The sequence below is a fragment of the Bacillus sp. EB106-08-02-XG196 genome, from assembly GCF_013396335.1.
Lineage (GTDB): Bacteria > Bacillota > Bacilli > Bacillales > Cytobacillaceae > Neobacillus.
Genome location: NZ_JABWSY010000002.1, coordinates 352459 through 377184, shown reverse-complemented (window position 1 = coordinate 377184; position 24726 = coordinate 352459). Strand labels below are relative to the sequence as shown.

21 protein-coding genes, 1 other RNA gene and 2 other annotated features are annotated in these 24726 nt (G+C 39.9%); of the genes, 20 read left to right on the top strand and 2 right to left on the bottom strand.

Features of this window, described 5'->3' with window-relative positions; translation table 11 throughout:
- Positions 1-76: 76 nt before the first annotated feature.
- The 4 genes from recJ (at position 77) to dtd (ending at position 5814) form a co-directional block, all read left to right on the top strand.
- Complete coding sequence (gene recJ / locus MLOOGBEN_RS05480) at positions 77-2431, top strand: single-stranded-DNA-specific exonuclease RecJ (protein ID WP_179157239.1); 2355 nt, start codon at positions 77-79, stop codon at positions 2429-2431.
- Positions 2431-2943, top strand: a complete 513-nt coding sequence (locus tag MLOOGBEN_RS05475; protein WP_179157238.1) for an adenine phosphoribosyltransferase — start codon at positions 2431-2433, stop codon at positions 2941-2943. Before recJ ends, MLOOGBEN_RS05475 begins: the two co-directional genes overlap by 1 nt.
- 219 nt (positions 2944-3162) lie before the next feature.
- Complete coding sequence (locus MLOOGBEN_RS05470) at positions 3163-5358, top strand: RelA/SpoT family protein (RefSeq protein WP_179157237.1); 2196 nt, start codon at positions 3163-3165, stop codon at positions 5356-5358.
- Positions 5359-5370: 12 nt separating this feature from the next.
- Positions 5371-5814 carry a D-aminoacyl-tRNA deacylase gene (gene dtd / locus MLOOGBEN_RS05465; protein ID WP_179157236.1) on the top strand — a complete coding sequence of 148 codons (444 nt, stop codon included), beginning with the start codon at positions 5371-5373 and terminating at the stop codon, positions 5812-5814.
- Between the two features lie 37 nt (positions 5815-5851).
- Here dtd and MLOOGBEN_RS05460 read toward each other — a convergent pair whose 3' ends face one another.
- A complete protein-coding gene (locus MLOOGBEN_RS05460; RefSeq protein ID WP_179157235.1) occupies positions 5852-7588 on the bottom strand; it encodes an N-acetylmuramoyl-L-alanine amidase family protein in 1737 nt (578 codons plus the stop codon).
- A gap of 166 nt (positions 7589-7754) precedes the next feature.
- On the opposite strand from MLOOGBEN_RS05460, the gene MLOOGBEN_RS05455 reads away from it, so the two are divergent.
- The 7 genes from MLOOGBEN_RS05455 (at position 7755) to MLOOGBEN_RS05425 (ending at position 14560) form a co-directional block, all read left to right on the top strand.
- Positions 7755-7931 (top strand): hypothetical protein, encoded by a 177-nt coding sequence (locus tag MLOOGBEN_RS05455; protein WP_179157234.1) that lies wholly within the window; start codon positions 7755-7757, stop codon positions 7929-7931.
- Positions 7932-7987: 56 nt separating this feature from the next.
- Positions 7988-8268: a binding site (T-box leader), on the top strand.
- An 80-nt stretch (positions 8269-8348) separates the two neighbouring features.
- Positions 8349-9620, top strand: a complete 1272-nt coding sequence (gene hisS, locus MLOOGBEN_RS05450) for a histidine--tRNA ligase (RefSeq protein ID WP_179157233.1) — start codon at positions 8349-8351, stop codon at positions 9618-9620.
- A 15-nt stretch (positions 9621-9635) separates the two neighbouring features.
- Positions 9636-11414, top strand: a complete 1779-nt coding sequence (gene aspS / locus MLOOGBEN_RS05445; RefSeq protein ID WP_179157232.1) for an aspartate--tRNA ligase — start codon at positions 9636-9638, stop codon at positions 11412-11414.
- A 61-nt stretch (positions 11415-11475) separates the two neighbouring features.
- Positions 11476-11671: non-coding RNA, 6S RNA (gene ssrS / locus MLOOGBEN_RS05440), on the top strand.
- Positions 11672-11821: 150 nt separating this feature from the next.
- Entirely contained in the window at positions 11822-12589 is a 768-nt protein-coding gene (locus tag MLOOGBEN_RS05435) for a tRNA threonylcarbamoyladenosine dehydratase (RefSeq protein WP_179157231.1), read from the top strand.
- A gap of 101 nt (positions 12590-12690) precedes the next feature.
- Positions 12691-13617 (top strand): ABC transporter ATP-binding protein, encoded by a 927-nt coding sequence (locus tag MLOOGBEN_RS05430; RefSeq protein WP_179157230.1) that lies wholly within the window; start codon positions 12691-12693, stop codon positions 13615-13617.
- Complete coding sequence (locus MLOOGBEN_RS05425; protein ID WP_179157229.1) at positions 13610-14560, top strand: ABC transporter permease; 951 nt, start codon at positions 13610-13612, stop codon at positions 14558-14560. The genes MLOOGBEN_RS05430 and MLOOGBEN_RS05425 overlap by 8 nt, the downstream gene beginning before the upstream one ends.
- A gap of 157 nt (positions 14561-14717) precedes the next feature.
- Here MLOOGBEN_RS05425 and MLOOGBEN_RS05420 read toward each other — a convergent pair whose 3' ends face one another.
- A complete protein-coding gene (locus MLOOGBEN_RS05420; RefSeq protein WP_179157228.1) occupies positions 14718-15986 on the bottom strand; it encodes a replication-associated recombination protein A in 1269 nt (422 codons plus the stop codon).
- 150 nt (positions 15987-16136) lie between these two features.
- On the opposite strand from MLOOGBEN_RS05420, the gene cymR reads away from it, so the two are divergent.
- The 9 genes from cymR to MLOOGBEN_RS05375 all read left to right on the top strand — a co-directional run bounded on the left by cymR (position 16137) and on the right by MLOOGBEN_RS05375 (position 24403).
- Positions 16137-16556: a cysteine metabolism transcriptional regulator CymR gene (gene cymR, locus MLOOGBEN_RS05415; protein ID WP_179157227.1), complete on the top strand. Its 420-nt coding sequence runs from the start codon at positions 16137-16139 to the stop codon at positions 16554-16556.
- Between the two features lie 44 nt (positions 16557-16600).
- Positions 16601-17743, top strand: a complete 1143-nt coding sequence (locus MLOOGBEN_RS05410) for a cysteine desulfurase family protein (RefSeq protein WP_179157226.1) — start codon at positions 16601-16603, stop codon at positions 17741-17743.
- Positions 17744-17779: 36 nt separating this feature from the next.
- On the top strand, positions 17780-18898 hold the full coding sequence (mnmA, locus tag MLOOGBEN_RS05405) for a tRNA 2-thiouridine(34) synthase MnmA (RefSeq protein ID WP_179157225.1): 1119 nt from the start codon (positions 17780-17782) through the stop codon (positions 18896-18898).
- Between the two features lie 295 nt (positions 18899-19193).
- On the top strand, positions 19194-19847 hold the full coding sequence (locus MLOOGBEN_RS05400; RefSeq protein ID WP_179157224.1) for a tetratricopeptide repeat protein: 654 nt from the start codon (positions 19194-19196) through the stop codon (positions 19845-19847).
- Between the two features lie 32 nt (positions 19848-19879).
- Entirely contained in the window at positions 19880-22294 is a 2415-nt protein-coding gene (gene recD2 / locus MLOOGBEN_RS05395) for an SF1B family DNA helicase RecD2 (RefSeq protein WP_179157223.1), read from the top strand.
- Positions 22287-22802: a PRC-barrel domain-containing protein gene (locus MLOOGBEN_RS05390; protein WP_306430724.1), complete on the top strand. Its 516-nt coding sequence runs from the start codon at positions 22287-22289 to the stop codon at positions 22800-22802. The genes recD2 and MLOOGBEN_RS05390 overlap by 8 nt, the downstream gene beginning before the upstream one ends.
- A gap of 12 nt (positions 22803-22814) precedes the next feature.
- Positions 22815-23006 carry a hypothetical protein gene (locus tag MLOOGBEN_RS05385; RefSeq protein WP_045517826.1) on the top strand — a complete coding sequence of 64 codons (192 nt, stop codon included), beginning with the start codon at positions 22815-22817 and terminating at the stop codon, positions 23004-23006.
- Positions 23007-23087: 81 nt separating this feature from the next.
- Complete coding sequence (locus tag MLOOGBEN_RS05380; protein ID WP_179157222.1) at positions 23088-23222, top strand: YrzQ family protein; 135 nt, start codon at positions 23088-23090, stop codon at positions 23220-23222.
- A gap of 95 nt (positions 23223-23317) precedes the next feature.
- Positions 23318-24403: an AI-2E family transporter gene (locus MLOOGBEN_RS05375; protein ID WP_179157221.1), complete on the top strand. Its 1086-nt coding sequence runs from the start codon at positions 23318-23320 to the stop codon at positions 24401-24403.
- Between the two features lie 45 nt (positions 24404-24448).
- Positions 24449-24666: a binding site (T-box leader), on the top strand.
- The last annotated feature ends 60 nt before the right edge of the window (positions 24667-24726 follow it).

The following is a 24726-nucleotide window of genomic DNA, read 5'->3' as shown; positions in this document are numbered from 1 at the left end:
GTTTTTTCTATTCTAGATTTAACATTGAAAGGACATGTTTACTCCTGTATAATAGATAAGTCTGAGGGGTGAACGCATGTTAAAGTCAAAAACTAGATGGATTGTTCGTAAATCTGATCAACAACTAGTAAAAACTCTCGAAAACGAATTGAAAATTACGCCACTTGTTGCGTCGCTGCTAATCAACCGCGGAATCAATACCGTTGATTCTGCACGGTATTTTTTATATGGAAAAGAGCAATTTCATGACCCCTATCTATTAAAAGGCATGGATACAGCCGTTAACAGAATTCGGCAGGCAATAGAAAATCAAGAACCTATATTAATATTTGGAGATTACGATGCGGATGGTGTGAGCAGTACAACTGTATTAATGCTTACGCTTAAGGATCTGGGGGCTAATGTCCAATTTTATATTCCCAATCGTTTTACGGAAGGATATGGTCCGAATGAACCAGCCTTTAGGAGTGCAGCTGAATCTGGAATAAAGTTAATTATTACTGTAGATACAGGTATTTCTGCTATACACGAAGCCGGTATTGCGAAGGAACTTGCTGTCGACTTAATTATCACGGATCACCATGAGCCTGGTCCCGTTTTACCGGAAGCATTGGCGATTATTCATCCTAAACTTCCGGATAGTATTTATCCTTTCCGCGAACTTGCTGGGGTAGGTGTGGCCTTTAAATTAGCTCATGCCCTATATGGGGAACTTCCAGAGCATTTGCTCGAAATTGCTGTTATTGGTACCATCGCTGATTTGGTTTCATTAAAAGACGAAAATCGTCTCATCGCCAAAAAAGGTTTAGAAAAACTTAAAATCACAAAAAATAAAGGTCTGAAAGCTATTTTAAAAGTAGCAGGTGTAGACCAACAAAACATTAATGAAGAAACGATTGGCTTTACGCTAGCGCCAAGAATTAATGCTGTAGGCAGATTAGAAAATGCAGACATGGCTGTTAACCTTTTGCTTACAGAGGATCCTTTTGAAGCGGAAGCTCTAGCACAAGAAATGGACGAATTAAATAAGACAAGGCAGTCAATTGTCAATTCGATTACACTTGAAGCGATTGAAGAGGTTGAAAGAAACTATCCGATTGATTCGAATTCAGTACTTGTAATTGGTAAAGAAGGCTGGAATGCTGGTGTGATTGGCATCGTAGCTTCTAGATTAGTTGAAAAGTTTTACCGCCCGACAATTGTCCTTAGTTTCGATCCTGAAAAAGGCTTGGCAAAGGGTTCAGCTCGAAGTATTGCAGGTTTTGATTTATTTAAAAATCTATCAACATGCCGTGATATTCTTCCACATTTTGGCGGACATCCTATGGCTGCTGGAATGACGCTAAAGCTAGAAGATGTTTCAAATCTTCGTCAAAGATTAAATCTTTTGGCTGATGAGCAGTTGACAAAAGAAGATTTTGTTCCAATTACGTTACTCGATCATCAAATAAATGTGGAAGAAATTAGCTTATCCTCATTAGATGAATTAAATCTTCTTGCTCCATTTGGAATGGACAACCCGAAGCCGAAGGTTTTAATCAATAATGTCCAAGTATCCACGATGAGAAAGATTGGTTCTGAACAAAATCATTTGAAGGTAATGGTAAATGATAATGGTGCTAACTTAGATGGGATTGGGTTTGGGCTCGGCCAGCTGGCTGACCATATTTCACCAGCCTCAAAAATTTCGATTATTGGTGAATTAGCCATCAATGAGTGGAATAATATCCGTAAACCACAAATTTTTATCCACGATGTTGCCGTTGAATCGTGGCAATTATTCGATCATCGCGGGGTCAAACGGATTCACTCGCTGGTGAATACCATCCCTAAGGAAAAGCGGACATTTATTATTTTTAACAAAGAACAGCTTGATAAAATGGATTCAGCTCTAACAAGTGAGGCAATACTGATTCAAAATGAAACCGATGCGAAAGCCTTTGATTCTCATCAAGCCAATGTGGTTCTCGTTGACCTTCCTCCATCAAAGGACATACTTTGTCACTTATTTAATGGAAAACAGCCTGCTCGGATTTATGCCTATTTCCATAAAGAATCGAGTGATTTCTTTAGTACGCTGCCAACAAGAGAGCATTTTAAATGGTTTTATGCTTTGCTTTTAAAGAAAGGTCCGATTGATTTAGGTCGGCATGGAGATGAAATTGCCAAGCACCGGGGATGGTCGACAGAAACGATAACCTTTATGTCAAAGGTGTTTTCTGAACTAGATTTTGTTACAATAAACAATGGATTTATTACTTTGAATAAACAATCACAAAAGCGTGACCTAACTGACTCGATTACCTACCAAACGAAACAGTCTCAATATGCACTTGAAAGAGATTTATTATTTTCATCTTTTCAGCAATTGAAAAGTTGGTTTGACGAGGTTATTGAGGAATCAGTTATAATTGAGGAGGCAGTTAAGTAATGGACTTAAAGCAATTTATCGCAATCGTACCGGATTACCCGAAACCAGGAATTACATTCAAAGATATCACTCCATTAATGAACAATGGAGAAGCATATAAGTACGCTACTGACCAAATTGTTGAATATGCGAAAGACAAACAAATTGATTTAATCGTTGGTCCAGAGGCTAGAGGGTTTATTATTGGCTGTCCTGTATCCTATGCTCTGGGTATTGGCTTTGCACCTGTTCGTAAGGATGGTAAACTTCCGCGTGATACAGTGAAAGTCAGCTATGGATTGGAATACGGAAGTGATGTTCTAACCATTCATAAGGACGCGATTCAGCCAGGCCAGCGTGTTCTGATTACGGATGATCTTTTAGCAACAGGTGGAACGATTGATGCGACCATTCAATTGGTTGAACAGCTTGGCGGTGTGGTTGCTGGAATTGCTTTTCTTGTAGAATTATCCTACCTCGAAGGCCGTAAGAAGCTTGAAGGCTATGACATCATGACATTGATGAATTATTAATAGTAATGAGGGCACTCGTAACTGAGTGCTCTCTTGTTATAAGAGGAGAACTATTTTTTTATTATATTTCGACACTTTTTTCGCAAAATACAGTAAAATAGGTATCAAACCCTTTACAACTGTACTATTTTTTTCGATAATAGTAACATTCATTAGTAACTAGTCTAGAGAGTAATACATTTAATAATAAAAATATAAGATGAAAAATAAGGTGATTTTATGGCGAACGACCAAGTGCTAACCGCCGAACAAGTCATCGACAAGACCAGGGTCTATTTAAACGAGGAGCATTGTGAATTTGTAAAAAGAGCGTACGAATTCGCAAAACATTCTCATCGTGAACAATATAGAAAGTCGGGAGAGCCTTACATTATCCATCCCATTCAGGTTGCTGGTATTCTTGCGGACCTAGAGATGGATCCTGCAACGGTTGCCGCTGGTTTTCTTCATGACGTTGTTGAAGACACAGATGTCACCTTAATGGACATCGAGACTGAATTTAATGACGAAGTGGCCATGCTTGTCGACGGGGTTACGAAATTAGGAAAAATTAAATATAAATCACACGAGGAACAGCAGGCCGAAAACCACAGGAAAATGTTTGTGGCCATGGCTCAGGATATCCGCGTTATTTTGATAAAGCTTGCTGATCGTTTGCATAATATGAGGACGCTTAAGCACCTTCCTGTTGAGAAACAGCGCCGGATTTCAAATGAAACACTTGAAATCTTTGCACCTTTGGCCCATCGTCTTGGTATTTCAAAGATTAAGTGGGAGTTGGAAGATACTGCTTTAAGATATTTAAATCCACAGCAATATTACCGTATTGTTAACTTGATGAAGAAGAAACGTGCGGAACGAGAGCAATACTTAGTCGATGTTATGGATGAGGTTCGCAGCAGAATGAAAGAAGTGTCCATTAATGCGGAGCTTTCTGGCAGACCAAAACATATTTATAGTATTTATCGTAAAATGGTTCAGCAGAATAAACAATTTAGTGAGATATACGATTTGCTGGCTGTACGAATTGTTGTCAATAGTATTAAGGACTGCTATGCCGTACTTGGTATCATTCATACATGCTGGAAGCCTATGCCTGGACGATTTAAGGACTATATTGCAATGCCGAAGCCAAATATGTATCAATCTCTTCATACAACGGTCATTGGCCCTAAGGGTGACCCGCTTGAGGTTCAAATTCGGACGTCTGAAATGCACAGGATTGCTGAATTTGGTATTGCCGCCCACTGGGCGTATAAAGAAGGGAAGGCACTTAGTGATACCACTTCCTATGAGCAAAAGCTGACTTGGTTTAGAGAAATCCTAGAATTCCAAAATGATACAGCTAATGCTGAAGAATTTATGGAGTCGCTAAAAATTGATTTATTCTCCGATATGGTGTTTGTGTTTACTCCAAAAGGTGATGTAATTGAATTACCGTCTGGTTCTGTTCCGATTGATTTTGCTTATCGAATTCACTCTGAAATTGGAAATAAGACGATTGGGGCAAAAGTAAACGGTAAAATGGTTACGCTGGATTATCGGCTTAAGACAGGTGACATTATCGAAATTCTTACCTCTAAGCATTCTTATGGACCAAGCCAAGACTGGTTAAAGCTCGCGCAAACTTCTCAAGCCAAGAACAAAATACGTGCCTTTTTTAAGAAGCAGCGCCGGGATGAAAATGTTATTAAAGGAAGAGAACTTGTAGAAAAAGAAATTCGCTCGATGGAATTTGATTTAAAAGAAATCTTAACTGCCGATAATTTGAAGAAGGTAGCAGAAAAGTTTAACTTTGCCAATGATGACGATATGTATGCGGCAGTCGGCTATAATGGTGTAACCGCATTGCAGGTGGCTAACCGATTAACTGAAAAATGGCGGAAAAAGCGAGATCAGGAGCAATCAGCAACCATTACAAATGCGATTTCAGATATGAAGGCTTTCCCTTCAACGAAAAAGAGGGAATCTGGTGTTCGTGTTGCTGGAATCGATAATATGTTAATCCGCTTATCAAGATGCTGCAATCCTGTTCCAGGTGACGAAATTGTCGGCTTTATTACCAAGGGCCGCGGTGTTTCTGTTCATCGTGCAGATTGTACAAATATTGACTCTAATGATGCGCAAACCAGATTAATACCTGTTGAGTGGGAGTCCTCCTTAAATGACCGGAAAGAGTATAATGTTGATATTGAAATTAGTGGTTATGACCGCCGTGGTCTATTGAATGAGGTTCTGCAGGCGGTAAACGAGACAAAAACCAATATTTCAGCTGTTTCTGGCCGATCAGACCGCAATAAAATGGCGACAATTATTATGTCTATTGCCATTCATAATGTCAGCCATTTGCAAAAGGTCGTAGATCGAATCAAACAGATACCAGATATCTATTCCGTTCGCCGGATTATGAATTAAGGAGTATATGAAATGCGAGTAGTTGTACAGCGCAGTAAAAATGCTAAGGTAACTGTAAACGGAGCGATTACAGGTCAGATTTCTAAAGGACTAGTCCTCCTTGTAGGTGTGACACATCAAGATAAAGAAGAGGACGCTGCCTTCTTAGCGGAAAAAGTCGTAAATCTACGGATTTTTGAAGATGATGCTGGAAAGATGAATTTATCTTTATTAGAGGTCGGCGGCGAGATCCTTTCTGTATCTCAATTCACTTTATATGGGGATTGCCGTAAAGGAAGAAGACCGAATTTCATGGAAGCAGCAAGACCGGAACAGGCAAATCAGCTCTATGAAGTATTCAATGGTTTATTACGTGAAAAAGGTATCAAGGTTGAAACCGGGATCTTTGGAGCGATGATGGATGTAGAATTGATTAATGATGGGCCTGTTACTCTAATTGTTGAGAGTAAAGGTTAAAAAATGCTTGGCACTTTAATAGCTGCCAAGCATTTTTTTATTGTTCCTTGAAATATCTTGCCAATCCGTTATAAATACCTGTGGATGCACTTTCTTGGAATTGACCTGAGGTAAGCGTCATTTCCTCTGCTGAATTACTTAGGTAACCCAGCTCCATAAGGACTGCATGTCTTTGATTTTCACGAACGACATGATAATCACCCGAGCGGACCCCGCGACTTTTTAATCTTGTCTCCGCATTGGTTGAGTTATAAACATATTCTGCGAGTTTCTTTTGGTAGGAATGATAGTAGTAGCCTGTCATCCCACGGACGCTTCGATCTAGGTTACTATCATAATGTAAACTGAGAAAGGCATCCGCCTGATGGATACTCGCGAGTCTTACCCTTGATGGCAGAGGAAGATACGAATCGTTGCTTCTTGTCAGAAATACATTTGCGCCAGCCGCTTTTAACTTATCAGATAAAAGTTGGGCAGTCCTTAGTGTTAATTCTTTTTCAAGTGTGCCATTCGATCCTGTCGCCCCATTGTCAATCCCGCCGTGCCCGGGGTCAATAACGATGGTTTTGTATTTTAGATAACCTTCGGCCCCCTGTTTATCAATACTAGGACCTGTGCCATTGGTAGTTACAACCCAGCCAGCAATATATCCATTCTTACCATTCGACAATTTAATTTCATACCAATCATTTTCGACACTTACTATGTGAAAGGAATCTCCTTCATTTGCTCGTTGTAGAACGGTTGATTGAACGGTAGAATCCTTTCTGATATTGGTGCCATTATGTAGGATTGTTACTTTACTATCTTTGGCAATTTGGCTCGATTTTGCTTTATCCTTATTAAAATACCAGCCTGCTGCCCAGCCTGTTTTTCCTGACTTGTATTCAATTTTGACCCAATTATTTACCTCATCTAGAATGGCAAACTCTTGTCCCTTAGAAACGGAGCCAACAATCTTCGAATTTAGAGAAGAATCGTCACGGACACTAAGAGAGCTGGCCGTTACCGTCCCAATAATTCCATTAGGTTTAGATGGCTGACTTTTCTCTCCAATTTGAACAAAATCACTACTTACCCATGCACTTTGGCCATCGTACTTAATTTCCAGCCAATTATTCTTTTTTGAGTAAATACTTAAAGTAGTCCCCTTTGATAGTTTGCCAATAACATTTCCTTTGGTAGAAGGCTCTATTCGAATATTCAATGTATCCGTAACAATACCTTTATCGATGGATTTATTATTATTATTTTCTTTAGAATTAGTGCTATTACCTTTTAAATCCATGTATTCTCTTGCAACCCAGCCTTCTCCAAATGATGCAGAGATTTTTAACCAATTTTCATTCTCATCAAGAACACTGACAGCTTGTCCTTTATTTAAATAACCAATGATACGGAAGCTAGTTCCAGGACCGGAACGCACTCGTAATTGATTGGTATTGGCCTCAGCACTCCCTTTTTTTGAATTACTAGATCTGCTAGTGCTTGTTCTATCTGAGGATTTAGTTACTACCCAGTTGGCAACCCAGCCTGTTTTCACAGTAGAAAGCTGAATTTGGATCCAACCATCTTTTTCTTTAATAATCGTAAATTTTTCGCCCTTTGCTACTTGCTTCACAAGCTGGTAGCTTAAGCCGGGGCCATTACGGACGTTAACCGTACTCTCAGCAATGGTAACTGTACCGTTTGCTGCCACACCTATGTCCTGCGGGAGGAATACAGCAAAAACTAACGTGAAACATACTAACACTAGTATAAATCTCTTTATCATCCTCTCTCTCCCTTCACAATATCTATAATTTTATCGTAAAATAGGGTGAAAATCATTCCTTATTTGCTAAATTTCGCCTTTTTCCGAAAATCTTGTCTACCATGTAAGTTTTTAAAATGATTGGAAATAATAGAGACTATAGTGAAGATAAAGAGGTGATTAAGGAATGAGATCGAGCGATAAGTCTAATAGTATCCAATCAATGGACAGCAGGCTTTTTGGAGTGGATTTTCATGACTTTATTCAAAAAGAACACAATAATACTACGTTTGAGCTTGCATCCGAATTTGGACTAACGATCGGTGATGTTAGAAAGCTGAAAAAACATTTGGAAAGATCCTAAATCCTTCTTGACATTGGATTCAATGCTCCGTAATATTAAATAAATAATAAACATGGCGAAAACCAATGATGGAGCATAGTAATTAAGGTAAAACATGACAAGAGAGGAAATGCCCTGGGCTGAAAGCATTTCTACATGATTCTTAATGAAGGAACACTCCGTAGGCTTCTCTCTGAAAAAGGATACTAGAGTCGGATATATCCGATGCTAGTTGGAATCATTCCAACCCTATTAGGAGCAGAACGTGAGCAGGCGTTAACTGTAAAAGAGGAAGTGCATAAGAAAGTTTATGCCTTCAACTAGGGTGGCACCGCGGGATATAACTCTCGTCCCTTGTATTTATTTATACAAGGGACGGGAGTTTTTTGTTTTTATTAAGGTTTTACATAAATTAGAAACGATAAGGAGGAATCTGCTATGTCAATTAGCATTCCAAGAGGCACACAGGATATTCTGCCTGGAGAGGTAGAAAAGTGGCAGCTGATTGAAGCAAAAGCGAGAGAGCTTTGCGAGAAATATCAATATCAAGAAATCCGGACTCCAATCTTTGAACATACAGATCTATTTGCAAGAGGTGTTGGCGATACCACCGATATTGTACAGAAAGAAATGTACTCTTTTGATGATCGCGGCGGCCGCAGCCTTACGTTAAGACCAGAAGGAACAGCCGCAGTGGTAAGGTCTTTTGTTGAGAAAAAAATGTTTGGTTATCCAAATCAGCCCGTTAAGCTTTATTATATGGGACCGATGTTTCGATATGAACGCCCGCAGGCAGGACGCTTCCGTCAGTTTGTTCAATTTGGTATCGAAGCATTAGGCAGTAACGACCCGGCAATAGATGCGGAAGTTATTTCACTTGCAATGAATTTATATAAGGAAATGGGCTTGAAAAAGCTAAAACTTGTGATCAATAGTCTTGGAGATAAGGAGAGCAGAACCGCTCACCGCAATGCGTTAGTCAATCACTTTCAGCCAAGAATCGGAGAGTTTTGCCACGATTGTCAAAATCGTCTGGAGAAAAATCCCTTGCGGATTCTCGATTGCAAACAGGATCACAATCATGAATTAATGAAATCGGCACCGTCGATTATTGATTATCTAAATGATGAATCGAAGGCATATTTTGAAAAGCTGCAGAAGTATTTAACACAATTAGATATTGCGTTTGTAGTGGATCCGAACCTGGTTCGCGGTTTAGATTACTATAATCACACTGCTTTTGAAATTATGAGTGACGCAGAGGGCTTTGGAGCCATTACCACATTATGCGGCGGCGGTCGTTATAACGGATTGGCCGAGGAAATGGGCGGACCAGAAACCCCTGGAATTGGTTTTGCCATGAGTATTGAACGCTTCCTTGCAGCATTAACTGCTGAAGGAATAGAGCTTGAAATCAATCAAGGTATTGATTGTTATATCGCCTCCCTTGGTGAAGAAGCAAAGGATTATACAGTAGGACTTCTACAGAAGTTAAGGCTAGCTGGAGTTTCAGCCGAGAGAGATTATTTAAATCGAAAAATCAAAGCGCAATTTAAAGCAGCTGACCGTTTGAACGCAAAATATGTTGCCGTCCTCGGTGACGATGAGCTTACTAATAATAAAATTAACCTGAAAAATATGGCTACAGGCGAGCAAGAAGAAATTGAGTTAACACGATTTGTGGAATATTTTCAAGAACTTAAGAGATAAGAGGAGAGGATCTTCATGTATGGGAGAACGTATTTTTGTGGCGATGTACCAGAGTCAGCCATTGGTGAAAAAATAACGCTTAAAGGCTGGGTCTCAAAACGCCGGGACCTAGGAGGATTAATTTTTATCGATTTACGCGATCGTACAGGTATTGTCCAGGTTGTGTTCAATCCGGATTTATCGAAAGAAGCACTGCAAACTGCGGAAAAGATTCGCAGTGAGTATGTTCTAGATATACAAGGAACGGTAATTGCCCGTGAGGATGGAACGATAAATCCAAATTTAAAAACTGGCAAAATTGAAGTTCAAGCTGAAATGGTAACGATTATTAACGAAGCGAAAACACCTCCGTTTTCCATTACAGATAAAAGTGACGCATCAGAAGATATTCGTCTTAAATACCGCTATTTAGATTTCCGTCGTCCGGTGATTTTTGAAACATTAAAAATGCGTCATCAAGTAACAAAGCAAATTAGAGACTTCCTTGACTCTGAAGGATTCTTAGATATTGAAACACCCATTTTAACAAAAAGTACTCCTGAGGGAGCACGCGATTATCTCGTGCCTAGCCGTGTTCATCCTGGTGAGTTCTATGCACTTCCACAATCACCACAGTTATTCAAACAGCTATTAATGCTTGGCGGGATTGAGCGCTATTACCAAATCGCTCGCTGTTTCCGTGATGAAGACTTACGTGCGGACCGCCAGCCAGAGTTTACACAAATTGATATTGAAACAAGTTTCCTTGGCCAAGAGGATATCTTGGGCTTAATGGAAAAAATGATGACTGGGCTGATGAAGGAAGTAAAAGGTCTTGAAATTCCATCACCATTTCCTCGGATGACCTATGATGAAGCGATGGGCCGCTTTGGTTCAGATAAACCAGATACTCGTTTTGGACTTGAGCTGGTTGACCTTTCCGAGGTTGTTAAAGATTCAGGCTTTAAAGTATTTGCAGCTGCCGTTGCAAATGGCGGTCAAGTAAAAGCCATTAATGTGAAGGGTGCTGCTGAGAGATATTCCCGTAAGGATATTGATGCCCTAACAGAATTTGTGGGAGTTTATGGGGCAAAAGGTCTTGCTTGGCTGAAGGTAGATGCAGAAGGACTAAAAGGTCCAATTGCAAAGTTCTTTGCAGATGAGGATTCCAAGGCTCTAAGGTCTGTATTAAATGCGAATGAGGGAGATTTGCTTCTGTTCGTAGCTGATAAGAAAAATGTGGTTGCAGACGCTTTGGGCGCACTCCGCACAAAGCTTGGAAAAGAGCTAGGGTTAATCGACCAAAGTAAGTTTAACTTTTTATGGATTACAGATTGGCCGCTTCTTGAGTATGGTGAAGAAGAAGGGCGTTACTATGCTGCTCATCATCCTTTCACGATGCCGGTAAGAGAAGACCTTCCATACTTAGATACAGATCCTGCAAGAGTTCGTGCAATGGCCTATGACCTTGTCTTGAATGGGTATGAGCTTGGCGGTGGATCCTTACGAATTTTTGAACGTTCAGTTCAGGAGAAGATGTTTAAGGTACTTGGATTTACTCCTGAAGAAGCTCAAGAGCAATTTGGTTTCTTGTTAAATGCGTTCGAATATGGTACTCCTCCACATGGCGGGATTGCTCTTGGTTTGGACCGTTTGGTTATGCTGCTTTCAGGCAGTACGAACCTTCGTGACACTATTGCTTTTCCAAAAACGGCAAGCGCCAGCGACTTGTTGACCGATGCACCGGGGGAAGTTTCGGAAGCCCAGTTAAAAGAACTTCATTTGTCACTAAATGTTACCAGTAAAAATGAATAAAACGCTTTCATAATCCCTTGAATGGTTTTTTAATCTATGGTATTATAAAGTCAATCAAATAAGTGTCCTGAAATGTTCGTTGTATTACCTAACTTTTGACCAACATTATTTCTTCGGGAGTCTGAAGTCTTCAAGCTGCGTAAAAGCCTCAACCTATACGGTTAAAGGGACTTACATAAACTTGGAACAAGACACCCACCTGCGAGAGTGGCGGGATCAAAAGAAGGAACAACCGCGACGGCACCATTGGGACCCTTATAAAAATAGTCTCCTGCATAAGCAGGGGGCTATTTTTATTTCATGATTTTTTAATTCCTATAGAAATACTTGAATTTATAGAGGAGTATGTTATATTTTTTTAGGGTAAAAGATATAGAGAAGTCTAATTTAATTTCTGGAGGATCCACATGCTGCATCAATTTTCTCGTAATGAACTTGCCATTGGCAAAGAAGGCCTAGATATCATGAAGAACAGTACAGTGGCTGTACTAGGCATTGGCGGTGTCGGCTCGTTTGCTGCTGAAGCTCTTGCCCGTTCTGGAGTTGGAAAGCTGATACTAGTTGATAAAGATACAGTTGATATTACCAACGTTAACCGTCAACTTATCGCCTTGCTATCAACGATTGGTCAAGAGAAGGCTGAACTTATGAAGGAGCGTATTAAAGATATTAATCCTGATTGTGAAGTTATCGCATTAAAAATGTTTTATACAGAAGAGACGTATGAAGAATTTTTTAACCATGGGTTGGATTTCGTGGTCGATGCTTCTGACACCATTATTTATAAAATTCATCTCATGAAAGAGTGTCTAAAAAGAAATATTCCAATCATCTCGAGCATGGGTGCGGCAAACAAAATGGACCCTACACGCTTCAAAATAGCGGATATTTCAAAAACACATACAGATCCAATTGCTAAAGTAATTCGCACGAAGCTCCGCAAGGAAAGAATCCACAAAGGCATTCCAGTAGTTTTTTCTGATGAAAGCCCAATTGTTATTCGTGAGGATGTCAAAAAAGAGGTTGGTAATGAGAATGCTCCGATTCGAAAGGCACAAATGCCGCCATCCTCAAATGCCTTCGTTCCATCTGCTTGCGGATTGATCATGGCAAGCTATGTGGTTCGAGAGTTGTTATCCGGCATCAAAATTACAAGAGTATCTGACGAAAAATAGTAGGAAGCCCCGAATGGTAAAAGGTCGGGGCTATTTTTTTTTATAAAAATGTTAAATTTATCTATTATACGTTAAACTTGATAAAGAGAGGGGGAAGTCTGTTGGAATCAATTGTAATATTAAAAGATGTTACCAAAGTAATTAAAGGACGAACGATAATAGATAATATCAGTTTCGAAGTGAATAAAGGGGAAGTCTTCGGATTTCTTGGTCCCAATGGAGCGGGTAAAACAACCACGATTCGAATGATAGTCGGCTTAATGGACATTACCTCAGGGGATATCACAATCGATGGTTATAGTATCAAATCAAAGTTTGAAGATGCGGTTAGACATGTCGGCGCCATCGTTGAAAATCCGGAAATGTACAAATTTCTAAGCGGCTACCAAAACCTCATTCATTATGCGCGGATGGTAAAAGGGATATCCAAGGAAAAGATTAATGAAACGGTAAAACTTGTGGGCTTATCAGATCGAATCCACGATAAAGTGAAGACCTACTCACTGGGTATGCGGCAACGATTGGGTTTGGCTCAATGTCTTTTGCATGATCCTAAAGTTTTGATTTTGGATGAGCCGACAAACGGACTGGATCCCGCAGGTATAAGAGAAATTCGTGATTACATACGCCGCCTTGCAAGGGAGAGAAATATGGCGGTGATCGTATCAAGCCATATCCTTTCAGAAATGGAAATGATGTGTGACCGAATTGGAATTATTCAAAATGGTACTCTTATTGATGTTCAATTGATACAGGAATTTGTACACGGGACTAGTGCAAGTTTTGAGTTTGAGGTTATTCCTAGTGAAAAAGCACTAACCTTTCTGAATACGAACTTCCCTACTATCCCAGTAACTCATTCACGGGACGGTATTACCCTGGAATTAGCTAAAAATGAAGTGCCTGCAATGGTAAAGGCATTCGTAGAAGAGGATATTCAAGTGTTTGGGATTAGAGAAGTTTCGAAAACATTAGAGGACCGCTTCCTTGAAGTGACGGCAGATAAGGGGGCTGTGATTCATGATTAATTTAATTCGTAACGAATTAATGAAGATTTTTAGAAGACCCGGAACCTATGTGATGATTGGGATATTAGTAGTGATTGTCTCTATCACTGGTGTTTTTATGAAGTATAATTTGGTTGAAGAAGAACCTAATGTTACGGAAGATTGGAAACCAGTATTACAACAGGAAAATGAAGCACTGAAAAGCCAACTCGAATCTAGTCCAATAAAATTGGAGCAAGATTTCTATAAGAAGCAAATTGCTATTAATGAATATAGGATTGAGCATGATATTCCTTTTAGAGAAAAGTATAATGTCTGGTCTTTTGTAAAAGACAGTTCAGAGCTTATTCTATTAGCTGGTTTGTTTACGATTGTAGTATCAGCAGGAATTGTTGCAAGTGAATTTAATTGGGGAACGATTAAGCTGCTGTTAATCCGGCCAATCAATCGAAGTAAAATATTACTGTCGAAATATCTAACTGTATTGTTATTTGCTTTGTTGATGATAGGAATCTTATTTGGTTTTTCAGCCATTCTTGGAGCTATTCTTTTCGGATTCCCAGAACAAACATTGCCGTATTTGAATTATTTCAATGGAAAAGTAACACAGCAGCACATTATTGTTTACTTAATCATTTACTATGGATTAGGCTCAATCGATATGATTATGCTGACAACAATGGCCTTCATGATTTCATCGGTCTTCCGAAACAGCTCACTCGCAATTGGATTATCATTATTTTTAATGTTTACCGGCAGTCAATTCACCGCTCTGATTTCAATGAAGTTTGATTGGGCAAAATACATTCTATTTGCCAATACCAATCTAATGCAGTATATCGAGGGAACCCCGCTTCTAGAGGGGATGACAATGTCATTCTCGATTATCGTACTTATTATCTACTTTGTGATTTTTCAATTTTTGGCTTTCTTTGTATTCAATAAAAGAGATGTTGCTGCTTAAACAACAAAACCTCTGGGAACCCCAGAGGTTATTTTTTGTCTAGCTGCGGCGCCTAGGGATTCGAGTCATAAGTCAGTCGCTTCGGAAGGCAAAAAGCACGCCTTCTGTCAGCGCCTGTCTTATGCTTGTCGTCCCTGTACAAGGCGCCTCCGCTTTTCTATTTTCGGATAAGTTTTTCATAAACTATTGCAAGTGCCTGCTCAAATTTGCCGGTTTTCTTGGGTTGATAATATTGTTTATTCTTTAATTTGTTCGGCAGATATTGCTGCGGAACCCAGCCAGATTCATAATCATGTGGATATAAGTAGCCAATTCCTCTTCCCAGCTCTTTTGCACCTTTATAGTGAGCGTCACGTAAATGATCTGGCACTTCCCCAATATTCCCTTTTTGGATATCAGCAAGGGCTTCACTAATTGCGATCACAGCTGAATTGGATTTAGGCGACAAACATAATTCAATAACAGCGTTGGCCAGGGGTATTCTAGCCTCAGGAAAACCAATTCTCTCCGAAGTTTCAATTGCAGCTAATGTGCGTGCACCTGCCTGTGGACTGGCTAGACCAACATCTTCGTAAGCAATTACAAGTAATCTTCTGCTAATACTCTGCAGGTCCCCGGTCTCAATTAGTCTTCCAAGGTAATGCAAGGCTGCATTTACATCACTTCCGCGAATTGATTTCTGGAAAGCTGAAAGGACATCATAGTGCCCATCCCCATCTTTATCCGAGCCATAGCTTTTCTTTTGCATGCATTCTTCTGCACTTTTTAAATCGATATGGATGGTTTCCTTATTATCCTTGTCTGTTGATAGAACAGCTAGTTCTAGAGCATTTAGGGAACTGCGGACGTCCCCATTGGAGACGTGAGCAAAATGAGATAATGCTTCTTCCGTAATATCTACCTGCAGCTTCCCGAAACCGCGTTCTTCGTCCTCAATTGCCCGAATTAAGGCGAGTTTTACTTCTTCTGGAGTTAGCGGTTTGAGTTCGAAAATTTGACACCTGCTCCGAATCGCAGGGTTTATAGCGTGATAAGGGTTACTCGTAGTTGCACCAATAAGTGTTATCATGCCATTTTCTAAAAAAGGCAGCAAGAAATCCTGTTTTCCTTTATCAAGTCTGTGGACTTCATCCAATAGCAGGATGACTTTTCCAGACATTTTTGCCTCTGCTGCGACTATTTCCATGTCCTTTTTATTGTTGGTGACAGCGTTAAGGGTACGGAAGGCATATTTGGTACTGCCAGCAATCGCACTGGCTATGGAAGTTTTACCTATCCCTGGCGGTCCATATAAAATCATCGATGTCAGCTGTTTTGCCTTCACCATTCTGGCAATAATTTTATCGTCTGCCACTAGGTGCTGCTGTCCAACGACTTCTTCAATTGTTCTAGGGCGCATTCGAAATGCTAGCGGCTTTTGCTGCATAATCCATCTCTCCAACTATATAAATGAGTTCCCTTTAACTCTACCATTTTCGGGGTGGAAAAGCATAATAAAGTACAATATGATATAATTGCTAATGCCCATCAAATTACTGTGTATTTAACAATGAATAAAAAAATAGAGGTGTTATAAATGAGAATTTCAACAAAAGGACGATATGGATTGACAATAATGATAGAACTAGCAAAAAATCAAGGTGAGGGACCAACCTCTCTTAAATCAATTGCTCAGGCGAACCAATTATCTGAACATTATCTAGAACAGCTTATCGCTCCACTAAGAAATGCAGGATTAGTAAAAAGTATTCGCGGTGCTTATGGTGGTTATATTCTTGCTGATGTTCCTTCTAAAATTACCGCAGGTGATGTCATTCGTGTACTTGAAGGACCCATTACACTTGTGGAAGGAATCGAGGATGAGGAGCCGGCGCAGCGTGAGCTTTGGATCCGCATTCGTGATGCCATTAAATCTGTTCTCGATAATACTACCCTTGATGATTTAGCAAGTCATAGTAACGATACAGAGACAGACGGTTATATGTTTTACATTTAATGTTAAAAGTAGAATAGAGAATTATATTGATTGAAGGTGGAATGATGGAAAGAATCTATCTCGACCATGCTGCTACCACTCCGATGCACCCAAGGGTAATTGAAAAGATGATGGAAGTTATGAGCAATAACTTTGGTAATCCATCAAGTATTCATTCATTCGGAAGAGAAGCACGACATTATATAGACTTGGCACGAGAAACCTTGGCTAAGAGTATTGGTGCAAAGGAAAATGAGATTATTTTTACAAGCGGCGGGACGGAAGCTGATAATATGGCTTTATTTGGTGTTGCTGAGAGCTATCAGCATAAAGGGAAGCATATTATCACGACTCAAATCGAACACCATGCAGTACTGCATGCTTGCCAGCGATTAGAAAAAATGGGCTTTGAGGTAACCTATCTGCCGGTTGGTGAAACGGGGATTATCTCGCTTGATGACCTTATGAAGGCATTAAGGGAAGATACCATATTGGTTTCAATTATGTATGGAAATAATGAAATTGGCAGTATTCAACCTATTAAGGAAATCGGTCAGCTTCTCCACTCACATCAAGCATTTCTCCACAGTGATGCAGTCCAGGCATATGGGATCGAAGAAATCGATGTGGATGAACTCAATGTAGATTTATTATCTGTTTCCGCTCACAAGATAAATGGTCCGAAGGGAACGGGGTTTCTTTTTGTACAAGACAAGGTAAAGTTGGTTCCTCGTGCCTATGGCGGTGAGCAGGAACGAAAAAGACGAGCTGGTACGGAGAATGTTGCAGCCATTGTCGGTTTTCAAGAAGCAGCAATAGTCGCAGCACAAGAACGCTCTGTGAAACGGGAAAGGTATCAGGGATTTAAGAAAACCTTTATAGAACACTTGACTGAGCATCATGTAAAGTTTTCCATAAACGGATTGCTTGAAACTTCCATGCCTCATGTATTAAACTTAAGCTTTCCAGGAACGAACGTGGAGGCGATGCTGGTGAATCTTGATTTAGCTGGGATAGCTGTATCAAGTGGTTCTGCCTGCACTGCGGGTTCCATTGAACCTTCACATGTCCTGGTTGCCATGTTTGGTAAAGAGTCAGATGTGTTGATTAATTCAATCCGTTTCAGCTTTGGTTTTAACACAACAGAAGAGCAAATCATCAAGGCAGCTGAAGAAACGGCAAGAATTGTGTCACGTCTGAAAAAATAAATGAGTGATGTTTTTAAGGTAAGAGAGGTGAGAACAATGGAAAAAAGAGAACCAAAGGATATTCGAGTGGTGGTCGGGATGTCGGGTGGCGTTGACTCCTCTGTCGCAGCACTGCTGTTAAAGCAGCAAGGCTATGATGTCATCGGAATCTTTATGAAAAACTGGGATGATACCGACGATACTGGATTCTGCACGGCAACGGAGGATTACAACGATGTCATTCGTGTCTGCAACCAAATCGGTATTCCTTATTACGCAGTAAACTTTGAGAAACAATACTGGGATAAGGTATTTACCTATTTCCTAGAAGAATATAAGGCGGGGAGAACGCCAAACCCTGACGTTATGTGTAATAAAGAAATTAAATTCAAGGCCTTCCTTGAGCATGCAGTGAACTTAGGTGCTGATTATCTTGCAACGGGACATTATGCTCAAGTTGAATATCGAGACGGAGAATACAAAATGCTCCGCGGTAAAGACGAAAATAAGGACCAAACGTATTTCTTAAACCAATTGAATCAAGAGCAGCTAAGTAAAGTTATGTTTCCAATAGGTAATTTAGATAAGCCGATAGTTCGTGAAATTGCGAAAGAAGCAAATCTAGCAACCGCGACGAAAAAAGATAGCACGGGAATCTGCTTTATCGGAGAACGTAACTTTAAAGAGTTTCTTGGGCAATACCTTCCAGCTCAGCCGGGTAACATGGAAACAATGGATGGAGAGGTTAAGGGGAAGCATGAAGGTTTAATGTATCATACCATTGGTCAGCGCCACGGTTTAGGAATCGGCGGTTCAGGTGAACCATGGTTTGCGATTGGCAAGGATTTAAAAAGAAATATCCTCTACGTCGGACAAGGATTTCATAATGAAAAGTTGTATTCTGACTCGATTACCGCTGATAATGTAAGCTGGGTATCTAATCGGGAAAAGCCTGCAGAGTTTAGATGTACGGCTAAATTCAGGTACCGTCAGGAAGACAGTAAAGTGACGGTACAGCTTATGGACGATAATAAAGTCAAAGTGATTTTTGATGAACCCATCCGTGCGGTAACCCCTGGGCAGGCTGTTGTTTTTTATAATGGTGATGAATGTCTGGGCGGCGGTACGATTGATTTAGTTTATAAAGATGGACAACGTTTAACATATGTAGGATAAAATAACCCTGATTCCAGCTGGAATCGGGTTTTTTTGATGATGAAAACTAGGTGATTTTTGAATGGTTTTGAGTTTTGGACTTTTTTTATGGGGTTATGGACTATTTTTGTTGTGTTTTGGACTTTTTTCAAAGGGTTTTGGACCTTTTTTAATGCCTTTTGGACTATTTTCAAGGGGTTTTGTATTATTTTCCAATAATTGCCAATTAAATACCACGAGGGGTATCACCACGAATATCCCTAAACATACGGAAAAAATATGGTATACTCTTAAATTAGAACGGAGTGATAATAACATGGATAAAAACCAATTAGGTGTTCAATACATGCAAGAAGGCAAATGGGAAGAGGCAGCAAGGATTTTTAATGAGGTCATCGAAGAAAACCCGCAAGATCCAATTGCCTACATAAATTTTGGTAATGTGCTTTCCGCTGTTGGCGATGATGAGAAGGCATTGAAATTTTACGAAAAGGCTATTCAATTAGATGAAAATACTGCAGCCGCGTACTATAGTGCGGGTACAATATATTTTAGTAACGACAAATTTGAACAAGCTAAAAAGATGTTTGAAACCGCAATGAAAAAAGGGCTTAATACCAGCGATAATTATTTCATGCTCGGTCTAACCCTTGTGCAGCTTGATCAGGGGAAATTCGCACTACCTTACCTCCAAAGAAGTGTCGAACTAAATGAAGAGGACGCAGAAGCAAGATTCCAATATGGTTTATGCCTTGCGCAGCTAGAATTAATTGATGAGGCTATTGTCCAACTCGAAAAATGCATCGAACTAGATGCTGAACATACGGATGCTTATTATAATTTAGGTGTGTCTTATGCATTTAAAGAGAAAGCAGACAAAGCACTAGCCATGTTTGATAAAGCCCTTGAGATTCAGCCAGATCATCTATTAGCAGGACACGCGAAAAAACTGATTGCATCAGCAAGATAAATCCATAAAAAATAGAAAGGAGGGAGCACCCAATGGATAAGCAAAGCTCACTTGATTTATTTGCCGAGCAAGGAAAGTTTGTAAAAGGAAAACATCTTGTGACGATTTTTCATAACGAGCAAAATCTTTACACCGTATTAAGAATTCGTGTGGAAGAAACGAATCATGAATATGAGGACAAGGAAGCGGTAATTACCGGCTATTTTCCAAAGATTCATGAGCAGGAAACCTATATTTTCTTTGGTGAGTTTAAGGACCATCCGAAGTTTGGCATGCAATTCCAAACAAAGCATTTTCGAAAAGATATTCCGCAAACCAAGCAAGGTGTGGCGGCATATTTATCAAGTGAGATGTTCAAAGGGATTGGGAAGAAAACAGCAGAAAACATCGTTGAAACATTAGGAGATAACGCTATTTCAAAAATTCTAAATCAGCCCTCATTGCTTGATTCTGTCCCAAAGCTTCCTCCTGATAAGGCAAAAATGCTATACGATACGTTGATGGAGCACCAGGGTCTCGAGCAAGTGATGGTCGCTTTAAATCAATATGGATTTGGACCGCAGCTTTCGATGAGAATGTATCAAACCTATAAGGATGAAACCCTCGATATTATCCAAAAAAACCCCTATAAGCTTGTAGAGGATATTGAGGGAATTGGCTTTGGACGGGCAGACGAACTAGGCTATCAATTAGGCATTTCAGGGAATCATCCGGACAGAATAAAAGCCGCCTGTCTATATTCGCTGGAAAACGAAAGTATGCAGAATGGGCATGTCTATGTACATGTAGAGGACTTGCTGATACAGGTTAAAAATCTACTCGAAGAAAATAAACGGGATCAAATTGAATACTCCGATATTTCAACAGAGATTTTGAAACTCGAAGAAGAGGGAAAATTAGTTGGTGAGGAAAAGCGTGTCTATTTGCCTTCGTTGTATTTTGCTGAAAAAGGACTCGTAACAAATATAAAAAAAATCCTTGAACAAACACAATACAAGGAGCAATTTCCTGAATCGGAATTCTTGCTGGCGTTGGGAAATCTTGAGGAAAGGCTAAAGGTACAGTATGCACCCACGCAAAGAGAAGCGATTCAAACGGCCTTAATGTCTCCGATGTTAATTTTAACAGGGGGGCCTGGAACAGGTAAAACCACTGTTATTAAGGGAATTGTTGAGCTTTATGCGGAATTGCATGGCTGTTCATTAGAGCCAAAAGACTATCATAAAAAGGGCGAACCGTTTCCATTTTTACTAGCAGCCCCAACAGGAAGGGCAGCAAAAAGAATGAGTGAATCCACCGGTCTGCCGGCTGTGACGATTCATCGTTTACTTGGTTTTAATGGAACAGAAGGAATGGATCGTGACGACGTTCCTGAACTTGAAGGGAAAATTTTGATTGTTGATGAGACCTCGATGCTTGATATTTGGTTAGCAAATCAATTGTTTAAAGCATTGCCGACTACGATTCAGGTCATTCTCGTTGGGGATGAAGATCAGCTTCCATCAGTTGGACCTGGTCAAGTACTCAAGGATTTATTGAGGTCTGAGGTTGTCCCAACCGTTAGATTAACAGATATTTATCGACAGGCCGAAGGATCCTCAATTATTGAATTGGCTCATGATATCAAGAAGGGCTACTTACCAGCAAATGTTACCGTGAAGCAGCCCGACCGTTCCTTTATCAAGTGTTCAACGGCTCAGATTCCTCAAGTGATTGAAAAGGTTGCTCTTAATGCTAAAAGTAAGGGTTATTCAGCCAAGGATATCCAAATCCTGGCACCCATGTACAGAGGTCCTGCGGGGATTGACCGATTAAATGTCTTATTACAAGAAATATTTAATCCAAACCCAGATGGTACTCGGAAGGAAATTGCATTTGGGGAAGTGAAATACCGCATCGGTGATAAGGTCCTCCAGCTTGTAAATCAGCCAGAAAGTAATGTTTTTAATGGAGATATTGGAGAAATTATATCCATTATCTATGCAAAAGAAAATACGGAAAAACAAGATATGGTCTACGTTTCCTTTGAGGGAAATGAAGTCGAGTATACACGACAGGACTTGAATCAAATTACTCATGCTTATTGCTGTTCGGTACATAAATCACAGGGAAGTGAATTCCCGATTGTGATTCTTCCCATCACAAGAAGCTATTTTCGAATGTTACGCAGGAATCTCATCTATACAGCGATAACACGGAGTAAACAGTCTTTAATCCTTTGTGGTGAAGAGGAAGCACTAAGGATGGGTGTGGAAAGGGCAGATGAGCTAAGCAGACAAACCACATTATCCCAAAAGCTTCAGGAGATAATCTCAGTTAATGATTCCCCTGAAGTTGAAGAAACGGAAGAGGAACCAGGCTTAACAGCTGAGGAAAGATTTATGCAGGTTAACCCAATGATTGGCATGGAAAACCTTACACCTTATGATTTCATGGTAAATGACTAAAGCTATAAATGTTCACAGGAGGTGGGACACTCTGCGAACATTTTCTTTATTAAAGGGACAGCCAGTCTTTGAATACAATACTGGAGCAAAAATTGGTGAAGTTACTGATTTGTGTATCACAAACGAAGGGGTTGTAAAAGGCCTTATGGTCAAGAAGGGCGCTTTCTTCAAACAAACCTATTTTCTGGACATTCAAAATATAACATCTTTTGGCTGGGATGGGGTCATGATTGAAGATGATGGCAGCCTTGAAAGACTAAAAACAACTCCAGAATATACCCTTAACCATCAACACTCTCTAAACGGAAAAATGATGATTTCAAAAAGCGGAGAGTCACTAGGATTGTTACAGGATGTATATTTTCATGAAGAATTGGGCACAATCGTAGGGTACGAAATTACGGATGGTTTCTTTTCGGATATCACAGACGGGAAACAGATTATACATTCCGAGAAGCCCCCTGCGATCGGAAAGGATGCCATCATCGTAGACGTTAATCATACGTGAGGTGTTCTTTCCATGTTCAAATGTCCCAATTGTCAGAGCAAGGATATCGGCAAAATCGGAATAAACCAATATTATTGCTGGAGTTGTTTTATTGAATTGTCTCTTGCTAAAGGTATTATCAATACCCATCAAGTCGAAGAAGATGGTACACTCAGCTCCTTAGATGACTTGTTTGAAGAAGAAGAGCGTCGCTACACCATATAAAGTGGGAACACTTATGTACTGAAGGCAGACAGGAAGCACAAAACAAAAGAGCACTGTCAAACTACAGAAGAGGTGAGACGTATGAATAAAGTGATAACTTCCGTTGTTGCATTTGGAGTTGGAATGGCAGCCTACAATGTTGCACAGCGAAACAACATGATGTCTGGCCGTCAAATGAAACGAATGTCCAGAAAGGTAAAACGAGCTTTATTCTAAAATGAATCCCCCTCATTTGTGAGGGGGATTTTTGCCTTATGTATAAATCCAGTATTTGTCTCTAAGAATAATGGTAATAAGGAGGCATAGTATCGGTGGAAATTCGTGTTAAATGGTTTTATCGGATCGGTTTCTTGCTTCTTTTACTCATTGCCCTTTACGTGTTTTTAAAAATTCGATTTGTCTGGCTGCCAATTGTAAGAGTGGCCTTAGTGATTATCCTGCCTTTCTTTATTGGGGGATTTATTACCTATTTGCTTCACCCCATTGTTGAGAAGCTCCATGAAAAAGGTTTACATCGCGGACTTGCGGTTTTTCTGATTTATTTTCTATTTTTTGGCGGTATTGGATTAGCGCTCTACAAAGGAATTCCTATATTTATTTCACAGGTAAGAGATCTTGCAGATAGTGCTCCTATCCTAGCAGAGCAATACCGAAACTGGATAAAGGACCTTCAGCTGCATACACGTGAATGGCCGGATGGTCTTCAGGAGCAATTAAACCAAGGGATAATTGGTTTTGAAAAAAGACTAAATTCTCTGTTGAACGTTATCGTAGATTCCATGCTGAACTTCTTGAATTTTGCTTTTGCCATCATGATTATCCCTTTTATTGCTTTTTATATGCTAAAGGATTTCACACTCATTAAAAGAGCGGTCTGGTATATTACACCTAAAAGATGGCGGAGGAAGGGAACGCGTTTTCTAAAGGATATCGATGAATCACTTGGAAGCTACATTAGAGGGCAGCTTCTTGTTTGTCTCATTATCGGCAGTCTTTCCTCGATTTTATTTTGGATTTTCCATCTAAAATATCCGCTGCTTTTAGGTATGATTATTGGGGTCACAAATGTTATCCCCTATTTTGGTCCCGTTATTGGGGCTGTTCCTGCTGTGATTATCGCTGCCACGGGCTCAGTTAAATTAGTGCTAATAACAATCGTAATCGTTTTTGGCCTGCAATTCTTAGAAGGAAATATATTGTCTCCCTATATCGTCGGAAAAAGTCTGCATATGCACCCATTGATGATTATGATGGCTTTAACGGCAGGAGGAGAAATAGGCGGAATCCTTGGAATGATAGTAGCTGTACCTGTTCTTGTTGTCCTTAAAGTAAGTATAATTCATGCCAAAAATCATTTCATGCATGAAAAAGTAAAGGAACCTGCGACATCAGATTGACAAACGTTTTTTGTGTAGCTATAATCCCTTTATAGAATATTATGGATTAACATGTTGAAGGACCTTATTATGTTGTAGTCCATCTTTAAGAGAGGAGCTTCCTTGGCTGTGAGAAGCTCTAGATGAAGGATAACAGAAGCTAGTCTGGAGTGCAGCTAACCACTGCCGTTGTTGCCGCGTTAAGGCATTATTTGAGAGATGAACACCTAAAGATTTTGTGTTCATAATCAGGGTGGTACCGCGAGTTAGCTCTCGTCCCTGTTAGGGATGAGGGCTTTTTTGTGTTCTTTTTTAACTTATATTGGCTAACCTAAGGGAGGGTA